The organism is Inediibacterium massiliense (assembly GCF_001282725.1).
In the GTDB taxonomy this organism is placed as follows: domain Bacteria; phylum Bacillota; class Clostridia; order Peptostreptococcales; family Thermotaleaceae; genus Anaerophilus; species Anaerophilus massiliensis.
On the sequence record NZ_LN876586.1, the window covers coordinates 210,410 to 233,296 of the forward strand.

The 22,887-nt window shown below is 30.9% G+C and carries 19 protein-coding genes; 13 read left to right on the forward strand and 6 right to left on the reverse strand.

The features are described from left to right. Positions 1 to 23 precede the first annotated feature (23 nt). Both typA and BN2409_RS04845 read right to left on the reverse strand, forming a co-directional pair. Positions 24 to 1,841, reverse strand: coding sequence for a translational GTPase TypA (gene typA / locus BN2409_RS04840; protein ID WP_053955532.1), 1,818 nt, complete (start codon positions 1,839 to 1,841; stop codon positions 24 to 26). An 80-nt stretch (positions 1,842 to 1,921) separates the two neighbouring features. Continuing rightward, on the reverse strand, positions 1,922 to 2,992 hold the full coding sequence (locus BN2409_RS04845; protein ID WP_053955533.1) for an NAD(P)H-dependent flavin oxidoreductase: 1,071 nt from the start codon (positions 2,990 to 2,992) through the stop codon (positions 1,922 to 1,924). Positions 2,993 to 3,174: 182 nt separating this feature from the next. On the opposite strand from BN2409_RS04845, the gene tpx reads away from it, so the two are divergent. Continuing rightward, the gene (gene tpx / locus BN2409_RS04850) at positions 3,175 to 3,684 is read left to right on the forward strand and encodes a thiol peroxidase (protein ID WP_053955534.1); all 510 of its coding nucleotides are present in this window, start codon (positions 3,175 to 3,177) and stop codon (positions 3,682 to 3,684) included. 21 nt (positions 3,685 to 3,705) lie between these two features. On the opposite strand, the gene BN2409_RS04855 is transcribed toward tpx, so the two are convergent. Continuing rightward, positions 3,706 to 4,380: a metal-dependent hydrolase gene (locus BN2409_RS04855; protein WP_053955535.1), complete on the reverse strand. Its 675-nt coding sequence runs from the start codon at positions 4,378 to 4,380 to the stop codon at positions 3,706 to 3,708. A gap of 62 nt (positions 4,381 to 4,442) precedes the next feature. Further along, complete coding sequence (locus BN2409_RS04860; RefSeq protein WP_053955536.1) at positions 4,443 to 5,816, reverse strand: Na+/H+ antiporter NhaC family protein; 1,374 nt, start codon at positions 5,814 to 5,816, stop codon at positions 4,443 to 4,445. 231 nt (positions 5,817 to 6,047) lie between these two features. On the opposite strand from BN2409_RS04860, the gene BN2409_RS04865 reads away from it, so the two are divergent. Then, the gene (locus BN2409_RS04865) at positions 6,048 to 6,227 is read left to right on the forward strand and encodes a hypothetical protein (protein ID WP_053955537.1); all 180 of its coding nucleotides are present in this window, start codon (positions 6,048 to 6,050) and stop codon (positions 6,225 to 6,227) included. 28 nt (positions 6,228 to 6,255) lie between these two features. On the opposite strand, the gene BN2409_RS04870 is transcribed toward BN2409_RS04865, so the two are convergent. Continuing rightward, positions 6,256 to 6,666 carry a zinc ribbon domain-containing protein gene (locus BN2409_RS04870; RefSeq protein WP_053955538.1) on the reverse strand — a complete coding sequence of 137 codons (411 nt, stop codon included), beginning with the start codon at positions 6,664 to 6,666 and terminating at the stop codon, positions 6,256 to 6,258. Between the two features lie 340 nt (positions 6,667 to 7,006). Here BN2409_RS04870 and BN2409_RS04875 point away from each other — a divergent pair, with 340 nt between their 5' ends. The 4 genes from BN2409_RS04875 to BN2409_RS04890 all read left to right on the forward strand — a co-directional run bounded on the left by BN2409_RS04875 (position 7,007) and on the right by BN2409_RS04890 (position 11,247). After that, positions 7,007 to 7,786, forward strand: coding sequence for a short-chain-enoyl-CoA hydratase (locus BN2409_RS04875; protein ID WP_053955539.1), 780 nt, complete (start codon positions 7,007 to 7,009; stop codon positions 7,784 to 7,786). Positions 7,787 to 7,820: 34 nt separating this feature from the next. Beyond that, a complete protein-coding gene (locus BN2409_RS04880; protein ID WP_053955540.1) occupies positions 7,821 to 8,666 on the forward strand; it encodes a 3-hydroxybutyryl-CoA dehydrogenase in 846 nt (281 codons plus the stop codon). 116 nt (positions 8,667 to 8,782) lie between these two features. Then, positions 8,783 to 9,745 carry an LCP family protein gene (locus BN2409_RS04885; protein ID WP_053955541.1) on the forward strand — a complete coding sequence of 321 codons (963 nt, stop codon included), beginning with the start codon at positions 8,783 to 8,785 and terminating at the stop codon, positions 9,743 to 9,745. 359 nt (positions 9,746 to 10,104) lie between these two features. Then, positions 10,105 to 11,247 carry a hypothetical protein gene (locus BN2409_RS04890; protein WP_053955542.1) on the forward strand — a complete coding sequence of 381 codons (1,143 nt, stop codon included), beginning with the start codon at positions 10,105 to 10,107 and terminating at the stop codon, positions 11,245 to 11,247. A gap of 17 nt (positions 11,248 to 11,264) precedes the next feature. Here the strand turns inward: BN2409_RS04890 and murC are convergent, their stop codons facing one another. Then, positions 11,265 to 12,656: a UDP-N-acetylmuramate--L-alanine ligase gene (gene murC, locus BN2409_RS04895; protein ID WP_053955543.1), complete on the reverse strand. Its 1,392-nt coding sequence runs from the start codon at positions 12,654 to 12,656 to the stop codon at positions 11,265 to 11,267. Positions 12,657 to 12,881: 225 nt separating this feature from the next. On the opposite strand from murC, the gene purR reads away from it, so the two are divergent. The 7 genes from purR to mfd all read left to right on the forward strand — a co-directional run bounded on the left by purR (position 12,882) and on the right by mfd (position 22,881). Continuing rightward, positions 12,882 to 13,697: a pur operon repressor gene (gene purR, locus BN2409_RS04900; RefSeq protein WP_053955544.1), complete on the forward strand. Its 816-nt coding sequence runs from the start codon at positions 12,882 to 12,884 to the stop codon at positions 13,695 to 13,697. Between the two features lie 98 nt (positions 13,698 to 13,795). Continuing rightward, positions 13,796 to 14,065, forward strand: coding sequence for a septation regulator SpoVG (spoVG, locus tag BN2409_RS04905; RefSeq protein WP_053955545.1), 270 nt, complete (start codon positions 13,796 to 13,798; stop codon positions 14,063 to 14,065). Positions 14,066 to 14,290: 225 nt separating this feature from the next. Continuing rightward, on the forward strand, positions 14,291 to 15,658 hold the full coding sequence (gene glmU / locus BN2409_RS04910) for a bifunctional UDP-N-acetylglucosamine diphosphorylase/glucosamine-1-phosphate N-acetyltransferase GlmU (RefSeq protein WP_053955546.1): 1,368 nt from the start codon (positions 14,291 to 14,293) through the stop codon (positions 15,656 to 15,658). Between the two features lie 26 nt (positions 15,659 to 15,684). Next, the gene (locus BN2409_RS04915; protein WP_053955547.1) at positions 15,685 to 16,632 is read left to right on the forward strand and encodes a ribose-phosphate pyrophosphokinase; all 948 of its coding nucleotides are present in this window, start codon (positions 15,685 to 15,687) and stop codon (positions 16,630 to 16,632) included. 72 nt (positions 16,633 to 16,704) lie between these two features. Next, entirely contained in the window at positions 16,705 to 18,699 is a 1,995-nt protein-coding gene (locus BN2409_RS04920) for a methyl-accepting chemotaxis protein (protein ID WP_053955548.1), read from the forward strand. A gap of 42 nt (positions 18,700 to 18,741) precedes the next feature. Beyond that, positions 18,742 to 19,299 carry an aminoacyl-tRNA hydrolase gene (gene pth, locus BN2409_RS04925; RefSeq protein WP_110942958.1) on the forward strand — a complete coding sequence of 186 codons (558 nt, stop codon included), beginning with the start codon at positions 18,742 to 18,744 and terminating at the stop codon, positions 19,297 to 19,299. A 72-nt stretch (positions 19,300 to 19,371) separates the two neighbouring features. Beyond that, positions 19,372 to 22,881 (forward strand): transcription-repair coupling factor, encoded by a 3,510-nt coding sequence (mfd, locus tag BN2409_RS04930; protein WP_242847910.1) that lies wholly within the window; start codon positions 19,372 to 19,374, stop codon positions 22,879 to 22,881. Positions 22,882 to 22,887 lie beyond the last annotated feature (6 nt).

The window sequence follows — 22,887 nt, forward strand, 5'->3', positions numbered from 1 at the left end:
GTATGAACAAATAGGTTTTTACTTTATGATTTTTTATTTGCTGATTTTGCACGTTGATCTTTACTTAATATTTTTTTTCTTAAACGAATGCTCTCTGGAGTAACCTCCACAAGTTCATCTTCTGTAATAAATTCTAATGCTCTTTCTAGATACATATCTACAGGAGGAACTAATTTTAAAGCATCATCTGATCCTGAAGCACGAGTATTGGTAAGTTGTTTTTTCTTACATACATTGACTACAATATCTCCACTTCTAGCATTTTCTCCTACAATCATACCTTCATAAACTTCAGTACCTGCTGGGATAAATAAATTTCCTCTATCTTGTGCATTGAAAAGTCCATAGGCAACAGCTGTTCCTGTTTCAAAAGCAACTATAGATCCTCTTGATCTAGATGGAATGTCTCCTTTGTATGGAGTATATCCAGCAAAAGTATGATTTAATATTCCTGTTCCACGTGTATCTGTCATAAATTGAGATCTATAACCAATAAGTCCTCTAGCTGGAATATTAAATTCTAATTTCATGCCACCATTGTTATTAGGAAGCATATTAACCATTTCACCTTTTCTTTGTCCTAAGGTTTCAATGACTACTCCTGTATATTCTTCAGGAACTTCAATAATAGCATTTTCCATAGGTTCATGAAGTTGTCCATCTATTTTTTTAAATATTACTTCAGGTTTAGATACAGATAATTCATATCCTTCTCTTCTCATGTTTTCAATTAAGATAGAAAGATGAAGTTCACCTCTACCAGATACTTTAAAAGCATCTGCTGTATCTGTTGCTTCTACTTTTAAAGCTACATTAGATAAAAGCTCTTTTTCAAGTCTATCCTTTAAATGTCTACTTGTTACAAATTGACCTTCACGGCCAGCAAAAGGGCTATCATTAATAATAAAATTCATAGAAAGAGTAGGTTCATCAATTTTTACAAATGGAAGAGGCTCTATATTGTCTGTAGAACATACAGTCTCTCCAATATTAATATTATAATTTCCAGATATTGTAACAATTTCTCCGAAACCTGCTTCATTTATTTCTTCTTTTTTAAGTCCATTGAAAGTATAAAGCTTGCTAACTCTAAAGTTTTCAAACTTGCCATCACCAGTACATAAAACTACTTCTTGATTTTTTTTGACAGATCCTCTAGTGATTTTTCCAATTCCCATTCTACCTACATATTTATCATAATCAATAGAGGTAATTCTTAATTGAAGACCTCCCTCAAGGCTTCCTGTTGGAGAAGGCATTTCTTTTAATATCATATCTAATAGAGGGATAAGATCCATATTGTCATCAGACATATTATATCTTGCAAATCCACTTCTTCCAGATGCATAAATCACTGGGAAATCAAGTTGATCTTCATTGGCATCTAGTTCAATAAAAAGATCTAATACTTCATCTACGACTTCTTCTACTCTTGCTTCTGGTTTGTCTATTTTATTTACTACTACAATAGGTTTTACTCCTGCAGCTAAAGCTTTTTTGAGTACAAATTTTGTTTGTGGCATAGGTCCTTCAAAAGCATCTACTAAAAGAAGTACACCATCTACCATTTGCATAATTCTTTCTACTTCTCCTCCAAAGTCTGCATGGCCTGGAGTATCTACAATATTTACTTTCACATCTTTATATAGAATAGATGTGTTTTTAGAAAGAATAGTAATTCCTCTTTCTCTTTCTATATCATTAGAATCCATTACTCTTTCTGTTACTTGCTCATTTTGTCTAAATGTACCACTTTGTTTTAACATTTCATCTACTAGTGTTGTTTTACCATGGTCAACATGGGCAATAATTGCAACATTTCTTATGTTTTCTTGAATCATCGAATACTTCCTTTCAAATAAATTGTTCAACGTACTATTTTAACACAAATTGTGACAAAAAAAAAGGAGCAGAATTGCTCCTATTCTCTTGAAAATCTTTCCAAAAGCTCATCTATTACATTTTTTACAGATGTGATTTTGTCAATTTTATATACTTGGGAGCCAGTAAATGCAAATCCTCTTTCTAGATTTCCCTGTTGTGCTTGAATGAGAGCATCTGCTATACAATATGGTGTTTCTTTTGGATTGCAAGTTTTTAAACAATTAATACATGAAATAGGATCTCTTTTTTCTTGAGAATGAACTCTTTCTACAAAGGTATTTTTTAAAGCTCTACCAGGAAGACCCACAGGACTTTTAATAATAGTTACATCTTCTTTTGTCGCATCCACATAAGCTTTCTTAAATGCATCAGATGCATCACATTCATAAGTTGCTACAAAACGTGTACCAATTTGAGCAGCAGAAGCTCCTGCCTTTATGATGTCGTAGACATCATCTCCACTAAAGAGCCCTCCACCTGCAATAATAGGAATCTTTTTATTATATTTTTGTTCAAATGGTTCAATGGCTTTTAACACGTCTGCAACAATACTTTTAAGAGTGATATTTTTATTATAAAGATCATCTAATGAAAATCCAAGATGTCCTCCAGCTTCTGGACCTTCTACTACAATGGCATCTGGAATATAGTTATGCTTTCTATCCCATTGTTTACATATTAAATTTGCAACCTTTCCAGAGGATACAATAGGTGCAATTTTAGTGAAGGATCCTTTTACAAGTTCAGGAAGCTTCATAGGAAGTCCTGCTCCTGAAAAGATGATATCAATCTTTTCTTTTACAGCAACTTTTACCATGTCTTCAAATGTGGTAAGAGCAGTCATAATATTGACTCCAATAATTCCTTTTGGAGCTAATTCTTTTGCTTTTCGAATATGATACGTAAGACCATCTAGATTGGCCTTATGCTTATTTTCTTTATAGTAGCTTAAGTTAAAGCCTGGTTCTACTCCAGAAATTACACCAATGCCTCCACAATTGGCTACTGCTGCAGCTAATCCAGATAAGGAAATCCCAACGCCCATTCCTCCTTGGACAATAGGAATTTTAGCAACTAAGTCGCCTATTTTTAATTCAGGTATACGCATGACGCCACTCCTTTAAAATCAATAGTTAGAAATATTATATACCAAAAGATTATCATGTACAAATAATTATTTAAAGGGTGATGTGGAAATTTTGAGTAAAATTTTAGAAAAATAAATTTTGATTAATGTTTTTTTCTTGGGGTATACTTTCTAAAGAAACAAATGGAAAGGGGAAAGAATAGATGGAAAAAAGAACAGGAATCACTATGAAACAAAATCCAGTTACATTAGTAGGAAAAGAAATAAAAGTAGGAGATCAAGCTCCAGACTTTACAGTTTTGACTACAGATATGCAGCCTTTTTCTTTAAAGGATGTAGGAGATAAAGTAAAGATTATTAGTGTAGTTCCTTCATTAGATACGGGAGTATGTGAATTTCAAACTATTCATTTTAATGAAGAAGCAGCTTTATTAGGAGATGTAGCCATTCTTACTATTAGTGTAGATCTTCCATTTGCGCAAAAAAGATTTTGTGGAGCAAAAGGAATTGATGCAGTGATTACTTTATCTGATCATAGAGATCTCTCTTTTGGTTTAAATTATGGCTTTGTAATAGAAGAATTAAGACTTTTAAGTAGAGGAATTGTAGTTTTAGATCAAAACAATAAAGTGACTTATGTAGAATATGTGAAAGAAGTAACAAATCATCCAGATTATGAAAAAGCTATAGAAGAAGTGAAAAAACTAATATAAAAACCCGCCATTGGTGGGTTTTTATATTGTATAAGTTTCCCCAGGATTTAAAATAATTATTTCTGATGAGGTTTGTGTTTTCAATTTTTCTGGATCTGCTTTTATGAGAGGAAAAGTATTGTAATGCATAGGGATGACTTTTTTAGGCTTTATAAAATCTACTGCCAAGGAAGCATCTTCTATATCCATCGTAAAGTTTCCTCCTATAGGAAGAAGTGCTAGATCAATATTTTCTCTTTCTAAAAGCTTCATATCCATAGTAAGACCTGTATCTCCTGCATGATAGATTGTATTTTTTCCTATCTTTATTACAAATCCACAAGGATTTCCCCCATAAAGCATACCTTCTGTTGTTTCAATAGAAGAACCATGAAGAGCAGGAGTCATTTTTACAACTCCAAAATCAAAAGATGTTCTTCCCCCAATATGCATAGGATGAGTAGTTATGTCCTTTGTTCCAAGAAAACAAGCTATCTCATAATTTGTAATGACCATAGAATTGGTTTTCCTAGCAATTTCTATCGTATCTCCTAGGTGATCTCCATGACCATGGGTAACAAAAATATGAGTGATAGAAGAAAAGTCATCAGGAGACAGAGGGCAATTTTCATTACCAGTCATAAAAGGGTCAATCAAAGCTTTAAAATTATTTTCTTCCAAATAAAAACAAGAATGTCCTAAAAATTGAATTTTCATTTTAGGGCTCCTTTCTATCATAATTTTATATATATTATTAGGATAACATAAATTTTATGAAATTATGAACAGTGATTATGATAAGATGATTTTCGAATCCATCCCATATATCCATAGAAAATTGTAAGAATAGGGGTAATATAGCAAAAAATGCTAAAGGGAGCAAAATCAAGAACGTTTACATGAAAAAGAGTCATAATAAAAATAGCATTAGAATTAGAAGGAATTAAAGGAACAAGAACAATTGCAGTATCCGCTAAAGTACGAGCTAAGGTATTTTTAGATATATTTTTTCTTTCAAAATGAGTTTGTAGAAATTTCCCTGGGATAATAATAGATATGGTTTGATTGCTTGTTATAAATGCAATGATCAAGCTTAAGAAAGATGTTTTTAAAATAAGGTTTCCTGTACTTTTTACTTTTTTAATAAATGTGTCAATAATAGGTTGAATCATATTTGTACCGTCCAATATTCCAGTTAATGCAGTAGAAGCTACAATAATAAGAATAATATATCTCATAGAAAAAATACCTCCACCTGATACAATAGAAGAAATTTGTGGATGATTAGAATGAAATCCCCAAAAAGAAACATAAATAATTTTAGAAATAGAAAATTGTTCAATAAACAATGTGATGAAAAGACTCACCATGAGTCCAGTACTCAAACTTTTAATCATAGAATACCGAAATAGTGCCATAATCAAAATTAAAAAAGGAGAAATAAGCAAAAAACATGAAATGAAAAAATGTGTAGAAAGAATGTTTTGAAGGGTTATTATTTTTTCAAGGGGTGTAATACCCATATTTTTTTTGCCCATAAATGTATAAAAAATAATACATAGTATATAAGAGGGAATAAGAGTAGTCATCATATGTTTTAAGTTATCCATTAAATTTGTTTTTGTAATAATGGCAGTTAAATTGGCACTACTAGATAAAGGAGAAGAACGATCTCCTATATAGCTAGCAGAAACAATGGCTCCAGCCAATAAAGGCGTAGAAATATGAAGACTTTTACCAATTCCCATAAGTGCCATACCTATTGTACTGATACTCCCCAAAGAAGTTCCCAAAATTATAGAGATGATACTTGTAATCAAAAAAGCTACTAACACAAAGTTGAGATGAGACAAATAAGAAAAGCCCATATGCATGATGGTAGGGATGGTACCATTTAACATCCATATTCCTATAAGTATACTAATGATGATCATCATTAGTATGACAATAGATACACTTTTTAAACCTTTGGTCATCATATAAAATATTTCTTTATGAGAATAGCCATTGAAATATGAAAGGATGTATGCACATAAAAGTCCTAAAAATATACCATAAAGAGGAGAATAATTTAATTTTAAACATATGTAAATTCCAACAATTAACACAATGAATACAGCATAAGTGCATTTTTTAGAAATTACTTTTTTCATACGATTCCTCTTTTCTTACTATCATGGATAGCTGAATGGATCAATATCATTGTATAATAAATCCACTAAAAAGTGAATGCAAAATTTCATTGTTAATAAAATTCAAAAAATTAATTGAAACATATTCATTTATCATGTATAATGGAAACATGATATTTGAAAAATAGTCCATATCAAATGACTTTCTTATAAATGTTTTAAAGTGTACACAGTCGAAAGGAGGAGAAAGCAATGCATTATATCAAGAGACTATTAGAAAAAAGAGATTTGCTGATGAATAAATATGCTTTATTATTTCAAAAACCTAATTTAACAGAAGATGAAATGAAGGAAAAAAATAAAATAAATCAGGAAATTATTCATTTGGATTTTGAAATTGAAAATGTAAAAAGAGAGAAAAATATTAGTTAAGAAAAAATTAGGAAAGGAGTCTCCTTTCCTAATTTTTTTCTATATCATCTTCATCTTTTAATTCTTCTGATTCTTTTTGAATTTTGTGCCCACAGTGAGGGCAAAAATTTGGATTTTCTTCTATTTCATTACCACATGCATCACATCTTGTAATACCCTTTAGAAGTTTGATTTTTTCTTCATAGTCATTAATTCTTGCTAAAGTAGCATGAAGTTCCATAATGGAAAATTCTACTTCATCTGATAAGCTTATATCAGGGTTTTCTTGATAGAAATCATATAGTTTTCTTCCTAAATTATAATAGAGCTCATCTATTCTTGAGATATCTTTAGATAAAGCAATTTTCATTCTAGTTAATTCTGTCATATCCGAAGAAATTTCTTGAATAGCTTTTTTCCCATCGATCATTCCTTGTTTTACCTTATTTAATAAATTCATATTGCTTCCCCCTTTTATAAAGTGTATTTTAACTAAATATACTTTATGCTTGTAAAATGCAAAAAATTCACAAAAATCTAATGATAATGGCTATTGTTCATGTTTCTTACAATAGATTTCAAAAAAGAAAAAGAGCTACAAAAACAGATAAAGTGGCCTTTTTTCTTTTTTCAAAATTTATAATTATAAAATACAGAAATGTCTGAAAAAATGAAAAGGCTAAAGAAAATAAAAGGAAAGCATTAGCAAATTGTTAAAGATTTGTCATAGAGGGGGTTTTTATTTTTGTCCATAAGGTGTATAATTTGGAATAAGGATAGTAATATTAGGGGGTGCAGAAATGACATATCAGTTTATTCGAATTGAGCAACAAGAAAAGGTTGCCATATTAAAAATTAATAGACCAAAAGCATTAAATGCACTAAACTCTGAAGTGTTAAAAGAATTAGATTGTGCAGTATATGGACTTGAAACTGATGAAAATGTAGATGTAATTATTATTACAGGTGAAGGAAAAGCTTTTGTTGCTGGAGCAGATATTGGAGAAATGAAAGATTTAGGAGCAGAAGAAGGAAGAATATTTGGAAATTTAGGTCAACAAGTATTCAGAAGAATTGAAAAAATGGAAAAACCAGTAATTGCTGCCGTGAATGGTTTTGCTTTGGGAGGCGGCTGTGAATTAGCTATGTGCTGCGATATACGTATTGCTAGTGAAAAAGCAAAATTTGGCCAACCAGAAGTTGGTTTAGGAATTATACCAGGATTTTCAGGAACACAAAGATTACCTAGGTTAGTAGGAACAGGAAAAGCAAAAGAATTAATTTTTACAGCAGACATTATCAATGCTTTAGAGGCTGAAAAAATAGGACTTGTAAATAAAGTAGTAGCTCCTGAAGAATTAATGAAGGAAGCTATGAATTTAGCAAAGAAAATTGCTAAAAATGCTCAGAAAGCTGTAAGATATGCAAATATTGCCATCAATAGAGGCATTGAGACAGATATAGAAACAGGAATTGAAATGGAAGGAAATCTATTTGGATTATGTTTTGCTACAAAAGATCAAAAAGAAGGAATGACAGCTTTTTTAGAAAAAAGAAGTGCAGCTTTTCAAGGAGAGTAATTTTAAAAAATTATAATACATAGGGGGTAATCTTATGAAAAAAATTGGTATATTAGGAACAGGAACTATGGGTTCTGGAATCATGCAAGTTTTTGCACAAAATGGATATGAAGTTTATGTAAGAGCAAGAAGACAAGAATCTATTGATAAAGGAATAAAAACAGTTACTAAGAATTTAGATAAAAGTATTAAAAAAGGAAAAATGACAGAAGAAGAAAAAACTCAAATATTAGATAGAATTCATACATCTACAGAAATTGATATTATAAAAGATTGTGATTTGATTGTTGAAGCTGCGGTAGAAAATATGGAAGCAAAGAAAAAAATATTTGCTGAAATAGATGAAGTATGTAAAGCTGAAACAATTATTGCTACAAATACATCTTCTTTATCTATTACTGAAATTGCATCTGCAACAAAAAGAGCAGATAAAGTAATTGGTATGCACTTCTTTAATCCTGTACCAGTAATGAAATTAGTTGAAATTATTAAAGGAATTGCTACTTCTGAAGAAACTAAAAATGCAATTGTAGAGCTAACAAAAGCTATTGGAAAAACTCCAGTAGAAGTAGAAGAAGCTCCTGGATTTGTTGTAAATAGGATATTAATTCCAATGATCAATGAAGCAGTAGGAATTTTAGCTGATGGTGTTGCGAAAGCTGAGGACATTGATGAAGCTATGAAACTAGGTGCAAACCATCCAATTGGACCATTAGCATTGGGAGATTTAATAGGACTTGATGTATGTTTAGCAATCATGGAAGTATTATATACTGAATTTGGTGATTCTAAATATAGACCTCATCCACTACTTAGAAAAATGGTAAGAGGTAACTTATTAGGAAGAAAAACAGGTAAAGGATTTTATGATTATCAATAATGAAAAGCTCTCCGAAAGGAGAGCTTTTATCATTTATAAATTGTAATAAAATTTTAACCACTATAATGCAATGTTGTGATAAAATGTTTTCAGAAAACCTCTGAAAGGAGTATATTATGAAAACTTTTTTTAAAGTCTTTGCAATTTCTTTTTTATGTTTTACAGTAACTATGGGAGCAGGGCTATGGGCCTTTTCTAAATTTTATCATGCACAAGAAAAAGAGACAGAATCTATAGAGGTTGTAGAAAATGAAGAAAAACAAGAAGAAAATAAAGGAGAAGATATCAAGCAGTACCAAACAGAGTTGGAAAAACTTATTCATGAAAGCAGTAGAACAAATATATTGCTTTTAGGAATGGAAGGAGTAAGAACAGATACTATTGTTTTGGCAAGCTTTGATAAAAAAAGTAAAAATCTAGATTTAATATCTGTACCTAGAGATACCTATTATGAAAGAAGAGAGTATCGTGCAGCAGATAAACAAAAGATTAATGCTGTATATGGGGATTCTGGAATAAAAGGAACAAAGAGGGCAATTTCTGAGGTGTTAAATATACCTATTGACTATTATGTGAAGGTGACTTACAAAGGAGTAGAAAAAATTGTAGATTCATTAGGAGGGGTAGAGGTAAATATCCCTGTTAAAATGGATTATGATGACCCTTATGATAAACCGCCTCTTCATATTCATTTCAATAAGGGAAGACAAGTGTTAAATGGAAAAAATGCTGTAAAGTTTTTGCGCTTTAGAAAGGGAAACAAGGGTGGAGGATATCCTGATGGAGATTTAGGCAGAATGAAAGCCCAACAACAATTTATGAAAAATGCATTAAAAAAAGCATTTGGTTTCAGGCTTCCGGTAGTCGCAAATACTGTAGTTCAATATGTAGATACAGATATTCCTCTATCTCAAATTGCAATCTTGGCAAAGGATGCAGTAGGCATGGATATGGAAAATATAGAAGCTTATTCTCTTCCAGGAGAAGCTATAATGAAGAAATTATCTTATTTTATACCGGATGAAGATGAGGTAGAAGAATTAATGAAACAAATTTATAAAAGAGGAAAAGAAGAGTAGTATATAGGATATTACTGAGCTTGTAGACAAAGTCATCAAAAACGTCACTAATTTTCAAAATTGGAAAATATAAAGAAATGATCGAAAATAGCATTACAAACTCGCTATGCTCAAACAGTGTAATGCTAAGCATTTTCTCACTTATTCTATATTTTCACAAATTCTCAATAAATGTTCCTTATTTTTATGACTTTGCTAAAATATAGTTGGTCAACAGTTTGAGTAGTATCTAGGATACTACTTTTTAATATATGAAAAAATAAAAAATTTAGAAAATATGAAATGTTATAGATGAAGAAGGGTTTTTTGCAATAAATGTAGAATAATAGTTTTACCATATAGTTTTAGGAGTGGATAGAATGAAAAGAAGAAAGATAGGAGTTCTTTTGGGGACTTTTATAGGGATTGCAATTATTAGTGGTGCCATTACCTCAGCTGTGTTATTTTATCATCATAAAAAAAATCAAGATATGCAGGAGAAAATGGCTAGTCAATCTGTAGAAGAAGAGAAAGAAGAAAAGGCGAGTATCAAAGAGATTATACAAAAATCTGATGAAATGTATTTAGAGTCTTATTTGGGGTCAACTCATCTTGTAGAAATAGATCAAGAGGATAAGGAAGAAATATTAAATGAGATTAAAAAATTAGATGTAAAATTACTTGTTCATTCTAAAGAAGGAATGGAAGATTTAGAAGAGTATGATGAATTTTTATATGGGATTCATATTAAAAATAAAAATATGAAAATAAAAACAAATGAAAAATATATTATTGTAGAAGATACAAAAGGGGATACTAAATTTTTTGAAGGAGATTCTACCCATTTACAATCATTGAATGATAAATTAAAAAATATTTATATGAATAAATATAATGATAACAAATGGATTAAGCAAGCGAAAGAGATTATGATAGAAGCAAAAGATGAAAATCAAAAATGGATATTAAGAGAAAATGATAAGAAGAAATTATTAGAGCTCATAGAGTTAATGGCTCCCGTAGAAAAAAAAGAAATTATTGGAATTTGTAGTGAGTATCCAGATTATGTAATCGAGATTACAGCAGAAGAAAAAAAGTATAAAATTCATATGCTCAACAAAGAAATATTGAATTTAGATACATCAGATAATTATGTTTATTACCGATATAATTCTAAATTATGGGATTTTATTACTAAAAAATATCCAGTCAAATTTGCCAATACAGACCCTTGTAAAGAACTTTTAAAAGCTTCAAAGATTATTGTAGACGATGCATCAGATGAATTTGATTTTGAAGATACTACATTTTATCCGCTAGAAATGGCAAGATGGATTATTAAAGCACCTAAAGAAGAGGTAGATGAGCTTCCTATGTATGAACCAATCTCTTATGAAATAAAATTTCAGGGAAAAAATAAAATGATGGAAGTTAAGATTTATGAAGATTATATTGTATATGAAGGTAAAATTTATCGCAGTGAAAAAATAGGTGAAACCATAAGAAGTGCTTTAAATGTATAAAAGGTTAAGGAAATTCCTTAACCTTTTATATTTAAAAGTATTTTTCCAACATCATAAATATCTCCAGCGCCCATGGTAATAATGATATCATTAGGCTGTGCGTGCTCTTGAATATAAGAGGCAATTTTTTCAAAGTCATTTAAATATAAAACATCTTTATGATGATCTTTTATTTTTGTAACTAAATCTTTTGAATGAATTGTTCCTGGGTCTTTTTCCCTTGCAGCATAGATATCGGAAATAATAATTTTGTCTGCGTCAAAAAAAGAATTAGAAAAATCATCTAAAAGTGCTCTTGTACGAGTATAGGTATGAGGTTGAAAAACACACCAAATATGATGATGAGGAATATTGGATGCTGCTTTTAAAGTAGCTTTTACTTCTGTAGGATGATGAGCATAATCATCTATTATTTTTATATTTTGTTTTAAAGTACCTAATAAATCAAATCTTCTATGAGTTCCTGTGAAAGATGTAAGATATTTTTTAATATCATCTATATGAATTCCTAATGTATGAGTAGATGCAATAGCAGCTAATGCATTATACACATTATGGATTCCAGGGATAGAAAGCTTAAAACTATCTAAAAATTCATTTTGGTAAAAAGCATCAAAAGTAGGGTAGCCGTCTTCGTTAAATTGAATATTTTCTACTCTATAAGTACAATCAGGATTTGACCCATAAGTAATAATTTTACAATCAGCTTTTGATAGAACCTGTTGAACATAGGGATCGTCATTAAATCCTATTAAGATTCCATCTTTAGGAATGAGTTTGGCAAACTTCTCAAAGGTTTGAATAATATCATCCATATCTTTAAAATAGTCTAAATGATCTTTATCAATATTTAAAATGATTCCGAAGTTTGGGAAGAAGTTTAAAAAGCTTCCTACATATTCACAGGCTTCTGTGACAAAGTAATTTCTTTCTCCAATTTTCACATTTCCTCCAATAGCATCTAGTTCTCCTCCTACCATGATGGTAGGATGAAAATTACTATATTCTAAAATAAGAGAAATCATGGAGGTGGTAGTAGTTTTTCCATGAGTACCAGAAACTGCAATACTTGTTTTAAATTTTTTCATTAAAAGACCGAGCATTTGAGATCTAGAAATGATTGGAATATTTAAATCTTTTGATTTTATAAGTTCAGGATTATCCTTTTTTACTGCAGCAGTATATACTACTAGATCACAATGATTAATATTTTCCTCAGAATGACCAATGTAGATGGTAGCTCCTTTTTGAGATAGTTTTTCAGTCATATGAGAAGGCTTCATATCTGAACCAGATACTTTATAACCAAAAGTAAGTAGTGTTTCAGCGATGGCGCTCATGCTGATCCCACCAATTCCAATAAAGTGAATATGGTTTATATCATGTTTATCTAAATCAAAATCAATCATTTTTCAATTCTCCTTCACTAATACATTTTTTTATAGTATTACCATATTCATGTAATCCTATATATATTTCTTTTAAAAAGAAAATTCATGTAAAAATCTAGTCAAATTATATCACAAAATACTTTTAATGAAAAAGAAAAGAGAAATTAACCGTTGAATAATTTTTTAAAACCGAATAAAATGATATAGAAAAAATAAAAACATTCGGAATGGAGAATCAAAGAAATGAAAATTAAAAGAAATGGACGTATAGGGGCATTGATAAAAATTCTTTGCGAAAATCCTAATAAAATATTTACTTTAAGTTATTTCACAAATAAATTCAATGCAGCAAAATCCAGTATCAGTGAAGACATTGTGGTGGCAAAAAAAATAATGGAGGATTTAGAGTTAGGAAAAATAGAAACCATAGCAGGAGCAGCAGGAGGAGTAAAATATATTCCGTTTATTGGTAAAAGTGAAAGCAAAGAAATATTAGAAAGTGTATGTAATAAACTTTCTGAGTCTCAACGTATTATTCCTGGAGCTTTTTTATATATGGCAGATATTATATACAATCCTTCTATTGTCCGTAAGCTTGGACAAATTCTTGCTACTCAGTTTATAGGAGAGGATATAGATTACGTAGTGACAGTTGAAACAAAAGGTATTCCTATTGCTTTAATGACTGCCAATGCTTTAAATGTTCCTCTTATTATTTTAAGAAGGGATAGCAAAGTAACAGAAGGTTCTACAGTAAGTATTAATTATTTATCAGGTTCTACAGGAAAAATTCAAACCATGTCTATCTCTAAAAGAGCTATTAAAAATGGTGCAAATGTAATCATTATTGATGACTTTATGAAGGCTGGAGGAACAGCCAAGGGTATGATGGATATGATGAGAGAATTTGAAGCAAATGTTGTGGGCATTGGAGTGATGATCGCAACAAAGGAACCAGAAAATAAAGTGGTAAAAGACTATATTCCTTTATTAGTGTTAGAAAAAGTAGATGAACTTAATGAAAAAGTATATATTCATCCAAATGAGGACTTAATATAAAAATTCTAAATTTTTACAAAATACAAGAAGGATATTTAAAAAAATTGAAGAATATGTAACTAAGCTTAGAAGTTAAGACTGGGAAGGTGGTGAAAATTATGGAGGTTACTGATGTTCGCATGCGTAAAATCAGTGATGAAGGAAAGATGAAAGCTATTGTGTCAGTAACTTTTGATAATGCATTTGTAGTTCATGATATTAAAATCATCGAAGGACAAAATGGATTATTCATAGCGATGCCTAGTAGAAAAATAGGAGAAGGAGATTTTAGAGATATTGCCCATCCTATTAATTCAGAGACAAGAGAGAAACTTCAACAAAAAATATTTGAAGAATATGAAAAAGTAAAAAATGAACAGGAAGTATAAAAATAAATTTTATGATCTTCCTAAAAATGCCTCCTCTGGGAAAAAAATATTTTCTGAGTAAGGAGGTTTATTTTTGGAGACTTTTAGTATAATAAAAAAAGTGATATACTAAAGAACGAATGAAAAAGAAAGAAGTAAATGTATAAAAAGAGCGAACATTTACGAAAAAAATAAATTTTTCGATCAACACATGGCGAAAATAATGTATAATAGGGAGTGGTATGGATGGATCATATAACGGCTGTTATATTAGCTGCAGGGGCAGGAACAAGAATGAAATCTAAATTGCCTAAGGTATTGCATCCTGTTTGTGGCAAACCAATGATTGAACATGTCATAGATGTGACAAAAAAACATACCCAAAAGACTATTGTAGTCATTGGACATGAAGGAAATCAAGTAAAAAAATCTATAGAAAATAGAGAAGTATACTTTTCTTGGCAGAAAGAACAATTAGGAACAGGACATGCTGTCATGCAGGCAGAAGGTTTCATAGATAATGCAGGAGATGTTCTTGTATTATGTGGAGATACTCCTCTTATTAGTGAAGAAACCATAAAAAATTTAATAGATTTTCATCAAAAAAATCATTTTCAAGGAACCATACTAACAGCTGAATTTGAAAATCCAAAAGGTTACGGAAGAATTATTAGAGATCAAAATGAAAATGTACTAAAAATTGTAGAACAAAAAGATGCAACAGAAGAAGAACAAAAAGTAAAAGAAGTCAATTCTGGAATGTATTGTTTTGATGCCAATTTATTAAAAAAAGCTTTAAAGCTCATTACCAATCAAAATGAACAAAAGGAGTACTATATTACAGATGTAATTGAAATACTTAAAAAAGAAGGACATAAGGTAGGAGCTTATAGGGTAGAAGACAAAATGGATATTATGGGTGTTAATTCAAGAGTTCAACTTTCAGAAGCTGAAAGAGTCATGAAAGAAAGAATTTTGATCAAGCATATGGAAGAGGGAGTAACCATTATTGACCCGAACCATACATATATTGAGAAAAATGTAAAAATTGGAAGAGATACAGTAATCTATCCAGGAGTGATATTAAAAGGAAAGACTGAGATAGGTGAAGATTGTATCATAGGTTATAATAGCCGAATTGAAAATTCTACGATTCATACAGGAGTACAAATTCAGAGCTCTACAATTATAGATAGTTTTGTAGATGAATATTGTACCATAGGGCCATATGCTTATTTAAGACCAAAAAGTAAGTTAGGCAAAAAAGTAAAAATAGGAGATTTTGTAGAAGTAAAAAATTCTACAATTTCAGATGGTTCTAAGGCATCACATCTTGCGTACATAGGAGATGCAGAAGTTGGAAAAAATGTAAATATAGGCTGTGGAGTAGTTTTTGTAAACTATGATGGAAAAAATAAATACAAAACCATTGTAGAAGACAATGCATTTATAGGAAGCAATACCAACTTAGTAGCTCCTGTAGTAGTGAGAGAAAAAGGATATATTGCAACAGGCTCTACCATTACAAAAGAAGTTCCAGAGGGAGCATTATCTGTAGCAAGAGAAAGGCAAAAAAATATACTAGGCTGGGTGGAGAGAAAAGGGTTACTCTAAAAAGATGAATATAGGGAGGATTACAAATGAACATCAATGGACAAGAAATTAAAGTTTTTGCTGGTAATGCTAGCAAGGACCTAGCCCTTAAAATTTGTGAATGTTTAAATACAAAACTTGGGGATGCAGAAGTCGGTACATTTAGTGATGGAGAGATTACAGTAAACATCAATCAAACTGTAAGAGGGGCAGATGTATTTGTAGTACAATCTACTTGTGCACCTGGAAATAAAAACTTAATGGAGCTTTTGATTATGATTGATGCACTTAAGAGAGCTTCAGCAGGTAGAATTACAGCAGTAATCCCTTATTATGGATATGCAAGACAAGATAGAAAAGCAAAAGCAAGAGATCCAATTACAGCAAAGCTTGTAGCAGATATTTTGACTACTGCAGGAGCAGATAGAGTCTTAACAATGGATTTACATGCAGCTCAAATCCAAGGATATTTTAATATCCCTGTAGATCATCTTTTAGGAGTTCCTATTTTAGCAAAATATTTCAAACAATTAGAGCTAAAGGATTTGGTGATTGTTTCTCCAGATCTTGGAAGTGTTACAAGAGCAAGAAACTTCGCAAATATATTAGATGCAAATATTGCTATTATTGATAAAAGAAGACCAAAGGCAAATGTTTCAGAGGTTATGAATATTATTGGAGATATTAAAGATAAAAATGTAATTTTAGTAGATGATATGATTGATACAGCAGGAACGATTACACAAGGAGCAAAAGCACTAAAAGATTTTGGAGCAAAGGAAGTATATGCATGTTGTACCCATCCAGTTTTATCAGGACCAGCTATGGAGCGTATTAAAGATTCTGTCATCAAAGAGCTCGTAATATTAGATACTATTCCATTACCTGAAGAAAAGAAATTAGAAAATATCCATACTTTATCAGTAGCACCAATTTTTGCAGAAGCCATCAGAAGAATATATGAAAATGTATCTGTAAGCAGATTATTTGATTAAAAAAGTGGAGTTAAATCCACTTTTTTACATAGAATGAAAAAATATTTTATAAGCTGTGGGGAGGAATAGAGTATGAAACAAAGTCTTCAAAGAAAGCTTATGATTGCATTTGTTTTTTTGATTGTAATATCTATGATTGCTGTAAGTATAAGTTCTTTCACATCTTCTGCGAAAATTATGAAGAATGAATTGAAAATAAGTACAGCATCTACCATTCATGAAGTAGAGAATATGATCGACACATACTTAAGAAATATAGAGGAAAACATTTTCATGTTTTCCATTCATCAAGATGTATCTTCTGTACTAACTGGAGAGATGGCGGTACAAAGGACAGTACAATCTTTCACAGAGTATGGTAAAACTCACCCAGATGTATTAAGTATTTACATGGGTACAGCAGACAAAAGATTAATAGCTTATCCAATAGAAACAGATATGCCCGAGGGGTGGGATCCTACTACAAGACCGTGGTATCAAAAGGCTGTAGAGACAGGAAAAGTGATTTGGGAAGATCCATATAAGGATGATGATACAGGAAAAATAGTAGTTACAGCTGCCAAAGCTGTTTATGATCAAAACAATCAATTGGTTGGAGTAGTAGCAATAGATATTACACTAGATAAATTATCAAGCGTTATAGAAAACATTAAAGTAGGACAAAAGGGATATGCATTTTTAGTAGATAATAAAGGAAATATTTTAGCCCATAAAGACCGAAATCTTTTAGAAAAATCTATTCCAGTAAAAAAATTAGCAGAGGAAGTTTCCAAAGGAGGAAGCAATACTGTAGATTATGATCAAAAAGAAAATGGAAAGATTCAAAAGAAATTTGCTACTTTTATTACTTTAAATAGAATGGGCTGGAAACTTGTAGGAAACATGTATGAAGATGAAATTTATAGTAATTATAAAATACTTCTCTTCTCTATTCTAAAAATTAGTTTGATTACATTTATTATAGGGATTTTCATAGCTATGATGGTTTCAAAAGGAATTACCAAATCACTAAAAGCATTATCTATGGATATGGAAAAGATAAAAGAAGGAGATTTATCTGTTGTCTGTCTTGTGGATTCAAAAGATGAGATAGGAAAGCTTTCTGAAAACTTTAATTTGATGATTAAAGGATTAAAGGAATTGGTAGGACAAGTGACTCATGTGAGTAATAGTGTAAAAGAGTCAGCAGTGACTTTAGCTCATACTTCTGAAGAAACAAGTCATTCTACAGAACAAGTGGCAAGAGCAGTCGATGGAATCGCTCAGGGAAGTTCTGAGCAAGCTATAGAAACAGAAAAAGGAGTGTATAAAGTTTCACAGATTGCAAATAAACTAAAAACACTTACAGGGTATACTGGAGAAATGCTTAAAGAATCTGAGATTGTGAAAAAAGCAAATACAGATGGAATTCAAACCGTAAACCTCTTAAAAGAAAAAACTCAGATAAATTATGAAGTTACAGTAAGGATTGTAAACGCTGTTGAGAAATTAAGTATGGAATCTCAAAATATAGGTACTATATTAGAAACTATTAACAATATTGCACAGCAAACAAACTTATTGGCATTAAATGCAGCCATTGAAGCAGCAAGAGCAGGAGATGCAGGTAAAGGATTTGCTGTGGTGGCAGAAGAAATTAGAAAGCTAGCAGAAGAATCATCAAAATCTACACAAGAGATCAAAGATATGATCCAAAATATCCAAAATTATACTCATTCTACTGTTACCTTAATTGAAGAAGTCAAACAAGGAAACAAACATGAGGTAGATGCAGTAAAAGAGGTAAATAAATCTTTTGAAGAAATTGTGGGAGCCATTGAGAAGATTCAAGAAAGAATAGAAAATATAAGTGGATATGCAGTAGAAATGAATGAAGATGGTCAAAATATTGTATCTTCTATAGAGGCTATATCTAGTGTGTCTGAAGAAATGGCAGCTTCTTCCCAAGAAGTAAGTGCATCCATGCAACAAAATTCGTCTACTATGGATGAAGTTTCTTCTGTAGCAGATCATTTAAAGAGATTGAGTGAGGATTTAGAACAAGCATTAAATCGATTTAAAATATGATATAATATGTAAGAGTGTATATAGATAGAAAGGATGCAGAATATGATTGTCATTGTAGGACTAGGGAACCCAGGGAAGCAATATGAAAAAACTAGGCATAATGTAGGCTTTGATACAATAGATTATTTAGCAAGTGAGCATAATATTTTTATGAATAAAGTAAAATACAAGGCAATTGTTGGCGAAGGAAATATTTATGGTCAGAAGGTAATGCTTGTAAAGCCTCAAACTTATATGAATCTTAGTGGAAGAAGTATTATGGAGATCGTAAATTTTTATAAACTAAATGTAAAAGATCTTATTGTCATTTATGATGATATTGATACAGAGATAGGAAAGCTAAGAATTAGACAAAAAGGCAGTGCAGGAACTCACAATGGAATGAAGTCTATTATCTATGAAATTCAATCAGATCAATTTCCTAGGGTGAGAATAGGAATAGGAAAACCAACTTATGGAGATCTAGCAGATTTTGTATTAGGTAAATTTTCAAAAGAAGAAAGAGTTTATATTGATGAAACCATTCAAAGGGCATCCCAAGGGGTAGAGGCTTTTATCAAAGAAGGAATAGATATAGCTATGAATAGATATAATGGATAATAGAAACTTTCACTTAGCCCAGATAAATATCTGGGCTTAAAGTGCTTTGAAAATTAGAAGGATGTGAGGAGTTTGCAGACAAATATTTTTTTACAGACCATAAAAAATTTAAGAGAGTATAAAGAACTTGAGTATGGGATAGAGAAAGGTACGTATCCTATTCTTGTAAATGGCCTTATGGATGCCCAAACTGCTCATATGATATTTGCACTGAGCAAGAATTATAAAAAGCAATCTTTGATTATTACTTCTAATGAATATGAAGGGAAAAAGCTTTATGAAAATTTAAAATTTTTTAGGGACGAGGTATATTTTTATCCAGCAAAAGAACTTATTTTCTATCATTATGAAGCTCATAGTCATCAAAGACTTGAGGAAAGATTAAACGGAATGATTCAAATTCTTCAAAACCCAAATTGTATTGTAGTGGCTCCTATTGAGAGTATTCTTTATCCTATTATGCCAAAAGATGAATTTGAGAAAAAATCTATTAAGCTTATATACGGACAAGTGATTGAACTTACAAAGGTAATAAGGGATTTTATAGATCTAGGATATGAAAGAGTAGATATGGTAGAGGCAAAAGGACAATTTAGTGTAAGAGGAGGAATTATAGATTTTTTTCCTATTACCAATGAAAATCCTTATCGAATTGAGTTATTTGATGATGAGATTGATTCTATAAGAGCTTTTGATATTTATTCTCAGCTTTCTATACAAAATGAAAAAGAAGTCTGTATTCCACCTGCTCAAGAAGTGTTATTTAGTCAAGAAGTAAAAAAAGATTCTATAGAAAAGGTACAACAAGAGTTGAAAGAACAACTCAAAAAATTAAAAAAGGAAGAAAAAAATAAATTAGAGGAAAAGATCAATAGTTTTTTAGAAGGGTTACAAATAGAAGATCATCCTCAAGGGTTTGAAAATTATTTAAATTACTATTATAAAAAACTGGATTTTTTAACAGATTATATAAAAGACGAAGCATTTATTTTCATAGATGATCCTTCTAGAATGAAAGAAAGGGCAGTGACTGCCTATAAAGAATTTACAGATTCTTTTAAGGAGCTTTTACAAAGAGGGGCAGTTCTTCCCATGCAGGTAAATATGATGAGTAGGTATGAGGATTTTGTATTTTCATTAAAAGAAAGAAATGTATTTCTTCTTAGTCGTTTGCCTCAAAATATATCTGATTTTTCACCTGGAAAAATTGTAGGATTTTCTGCAAAAACCCCGTCTGCTTTTCATGGCAAAATGAATTTATTTGCTCAAGAATTAAAAGATTTAAAATATAAGGGTTATAAAACCATATTACTTTGTGGAACAAAAGAAAGAGGAAATAGACTAGAGAGAGAACTTAAGGAACAAGGAATAGAATGTACCTATTTAGATGATTTGAATCACTCTATTGAGTCAGGACAGACATTCATTTTACAAGGAAATTTAGGAAAAGGATTTGAATATGTTTCAAACAAATTTTTGGTGATTACAGAAGATGAAATATTTGGTAATCCAAAGAGAAAAAGAAGTTCTAAAAAAAGAAAAGATGGACGTCCTATCAAATCTTTTATGGATTTAAATATAGGAGATTATGTAGTTCATGAAAATCATGGGATAGGCAAATATGTAGGTGTAGAACAATTAAAAGTAGAAGGTGCAAAAAAGGATTATTTAAAGTTAAAATATTCTGGAGAAGATCTTTTATATGTTCCTATTGAGCAAATGGACTTGGTTCAGAAATATATTGGAGCAGATGGGACAGGTCCAAAGCTTAATAAATTAGGAGGAGTGGAGTGGAAAAAGACTAAGGCAAAGGCAAAAGGTGCTATTGTAGATATGGCAAAGGATCTTTTGAAGTTAAGTGCCCTTCGTCAATCATCAAAAGGGTATACTTTTTCAGAAGATACACCTTGGCAAAGGCAGTTTGAAGATAGCTTTCCTTATGAAGAAACTCCAGATCAACTTCGTTGTGCTGATGAAATAAAAAAGGATATGGAAAAAGCTATCCCAATGGATAGACTTTTATGTGGAGATGTAGGGTATGGAAAAACAGAAGTCGCTATAAGAGCAGCTTTTAAATGTGTTATGGATGGAAAACAAGTGGCAGTATTAGTACCTACTACTATACTAGCTCAACAGCACTACAATACGTTTTTAGATAGATTTAAAAACTTTCCTGTAGAGATTGAAATGCTTAGTAGGTTTAAAACAGGAAAAGAACAAGGTCATATTATGGAAAAAGCAAAGATAGGATCTGTAGATATTTTAATAGGAACCCATAGACTCCTTTCAAAAGATATTGTATTTAAAGATTTAGGGCTTTTGATTATTGATGAGGAACAAAGATTTGGGGTCCAACATAAAGAGGCTTTAAAGCATCTTAGAAAAAATGTAGATGTACTTACCCTAACAGCTACCCCAATTCCTAGGACTCTACATATGTCTTTAATTGGACTTAGGGATATGAGTGTCATAGAAGACCCTCCTGAGGAGAGATATCCTGTTCAAACTTATGTGTTAGAATATAATGATGAAGTAGTAAAGGATGCAATTCTTAGGGAAATGGGAAGGGGAGGACAAGTTTATTTTGTGTTCAATCGAGTCATAGGAATACAACAAATGGCTTCAAGAATACAAAAGCTGATTCCAGAGGTAAGAATTGCTGTAGGTCATGGACAAATGAGTGAAAGACAGCTTGAGAATATTATGCTAGCTTTTATGGATGGAGAATATGATGTATTACTTTGTACTACTATTATTGAAACGGGATTAGATATATCTAATGTAAATACTATTATTATTTATGATGCAGATAAAATGGGACTGTCACAACTCTATCAGTTAAGAGGTCGAGTAGGAAGATCCAATCGATTGGCGTATGCTTATCTTACTTATCAAAAGGACAAGATTTTGACGGAAGTAGCTGAAAAGAGGTTAAGAGCTATTAAAGAATTTACAGAGTTTGGTTCAGGTTTTAAGATCGCTATGAGAGATTTAGAAATAAGAGGGGCAGGAAATCTTTTGGGAGGAGAACAACATGGGCATATGGAATCTATTGGATATGATCTGTATTGCAAACTCTTAGAAGATACAGTAAGGGAAATGAAGGGAGAACAAATACAAGAAAACATAGAAACATCTATAGAAATTAATGTGAATGCTTTTGTTCCAGAAGGATATATTTCTAATGAAAATCATAAATTAGAGCTATACAAAAAAATTGCATCTATAAAAGATAGGCAAGATGTAAAAGATCTAGAGGAAGAGATTGAAGATAGGTTTGGAGATATTCCAAAGGCTGTTATGAATTTGATTTCTATTGCTCACATAAAAGCTATGGCTCAAAAAATAGGGATGATTCGTATTACAGAGACAAAAATGCATGCCAAACTAGAATTTCATATTTCAAGCAAAATGAATCCTTTTATGATTAGTGAAATGATTCAAGTCTATGGAAATAGAGTGTATGTCAATGCAGGAAATACGCCATATATTAAGTTTAGATATTCCATATTGGAACAAAGGGTAAAAGAGTTACAAAATTTGTTAGAAAAAATTAGTGGTTTGCAGGAAGACAAAATTTAGATATAA

What these genes read in the sequence shown, in the direction of transcription:
- BN2409_RS04865 (WP_053955537.1), top strand. Translation starts at nt 6,048, where the DNA reads ATGCATTATATCAAGAGACTATTAGAAAAAAGAGATTTGCTGATGAAT.
- BN2409_RS04855 (WP_053955535.1), bottom strand. Translation starts at nt 4,380, where the DNA reads ATGAAAATTCAATTTTTAGGACATTCTTGTTTTTATTTGGAAGAAAAT.
- BN2409_RS04870 (WP_053955538.1), bottom strand. Translation starts at nt 6,666, where the DNA reads ATGAATTTATTAAATAAGGTAAAACAAGGAATGATCGATGGGAAAAAA.
- glmU (WP_053955546.1), top strand. Translation starts at nt 14,291, where the DNA reads ATGGATCATATAACGGCTGTTATATTAGCTGCAGGGGCAGGAACAAGA.
- purR (WP_053955544.1), top strand. Translation starts at nt 12,882, where the DNA reads ATGAAAATTAAAAGAAATGGACGTATAGGGGCATTGATAAAAATTCTT.
- BN2409_RS04915 (WP_053955547.1), top strand. Translation starts at nt 15,685, where the DNA reads ATGAACATCAATGGACAAGAAATTAAAGTTTTTGCTGGTAATGCTAGC.
- BN2409_RS04860 (WP_053955536.1), bottom strand. Translation starts at nt 5,816, where the DNA reads ATGAAAAAAGTAATTTCTAAAAAATGCACTTATGCTGTATTCATTGTG.
- tpx (WP_053955534.1), top strand. Translation starts at nt 3,175, where the DNA reads ATGGAAAAAAGAACAGGAATCACTATGAAACAAAATCCAGTTACATTA.
- BN2409_RS04845 (WP_053955533.1), bottom strand. Translation starts at nt 2,992, where the DNA reads ATGCGTATACCTGAATTAAAAATAGGCGACTTAGTTGCTAAAATTCCT.
- murC (WP_053955543.1), bottom strand. Translation starts at nt 12,656, where the DNA reads ATGATTGATTTTGATTTAGATAAACATGATATAAACCATATTCACTTT.
- typA (WP_053955532.1), bottom strand. Translation starts at nt 1,841, where the DNA reads ATGATTCAAGAAAACATAAGAAATGTTGCAATTATTGCCCATGTTGAC.
- BN2409_RS04880 (WP_053955540.1), top strand. Translation starts at nt 7,821, where the DNA reads ATGAAAAAAATTGGTATATTAGGAACAGGAACTATGGGTTCTGGAATC.
- BN2409_RS04920 (WP_053955548.1), top strand. Translation starts at nt 16,705, where the DNA reads ATGAAACAAAGTCTTCAAAGAAAGCTTATGATTGCATTTGTTTTTTTG.
- BN2409_RS04890 (WP_053955542.1), top strand. Translation starts at nt 10,105, where the DNA reads ATGAAAAGAAGAAAGATAGGAGTTCTTTTGGGGACTTTTATAGGGATT.
- pth (WP_110942958.1), top strand. Translation starts at nt 18,742, where the DNA reads ATGATTGTCATTGTAGGACTAGGGAACCCAGGGAAGCAATATGAAAAA.
- spoVG (WP_053955545.1), top strand. Translation starts at nt 13,796, where the DNA reads ATGGAGGTTACTGATGTTCGCATGCGTAAAATCAGTGATGAAGGAAAG.
- BN2409_RS04875 (WP_053955539.1), top strand. Translation starts at nt 7,007, where the DNA reads ATGACATATCAGTTTATTCGAATTGAGCAACAAGAAAAGGTTGCCATA.
- BN2409_RS04885 (WP_053955541.1), top strand. Translation starts at nt 8,783, where the DNA reads ATGAAAACTTTTTTTAAAGTCTTTGCAATTTCTTTTTTATGTTTTACA.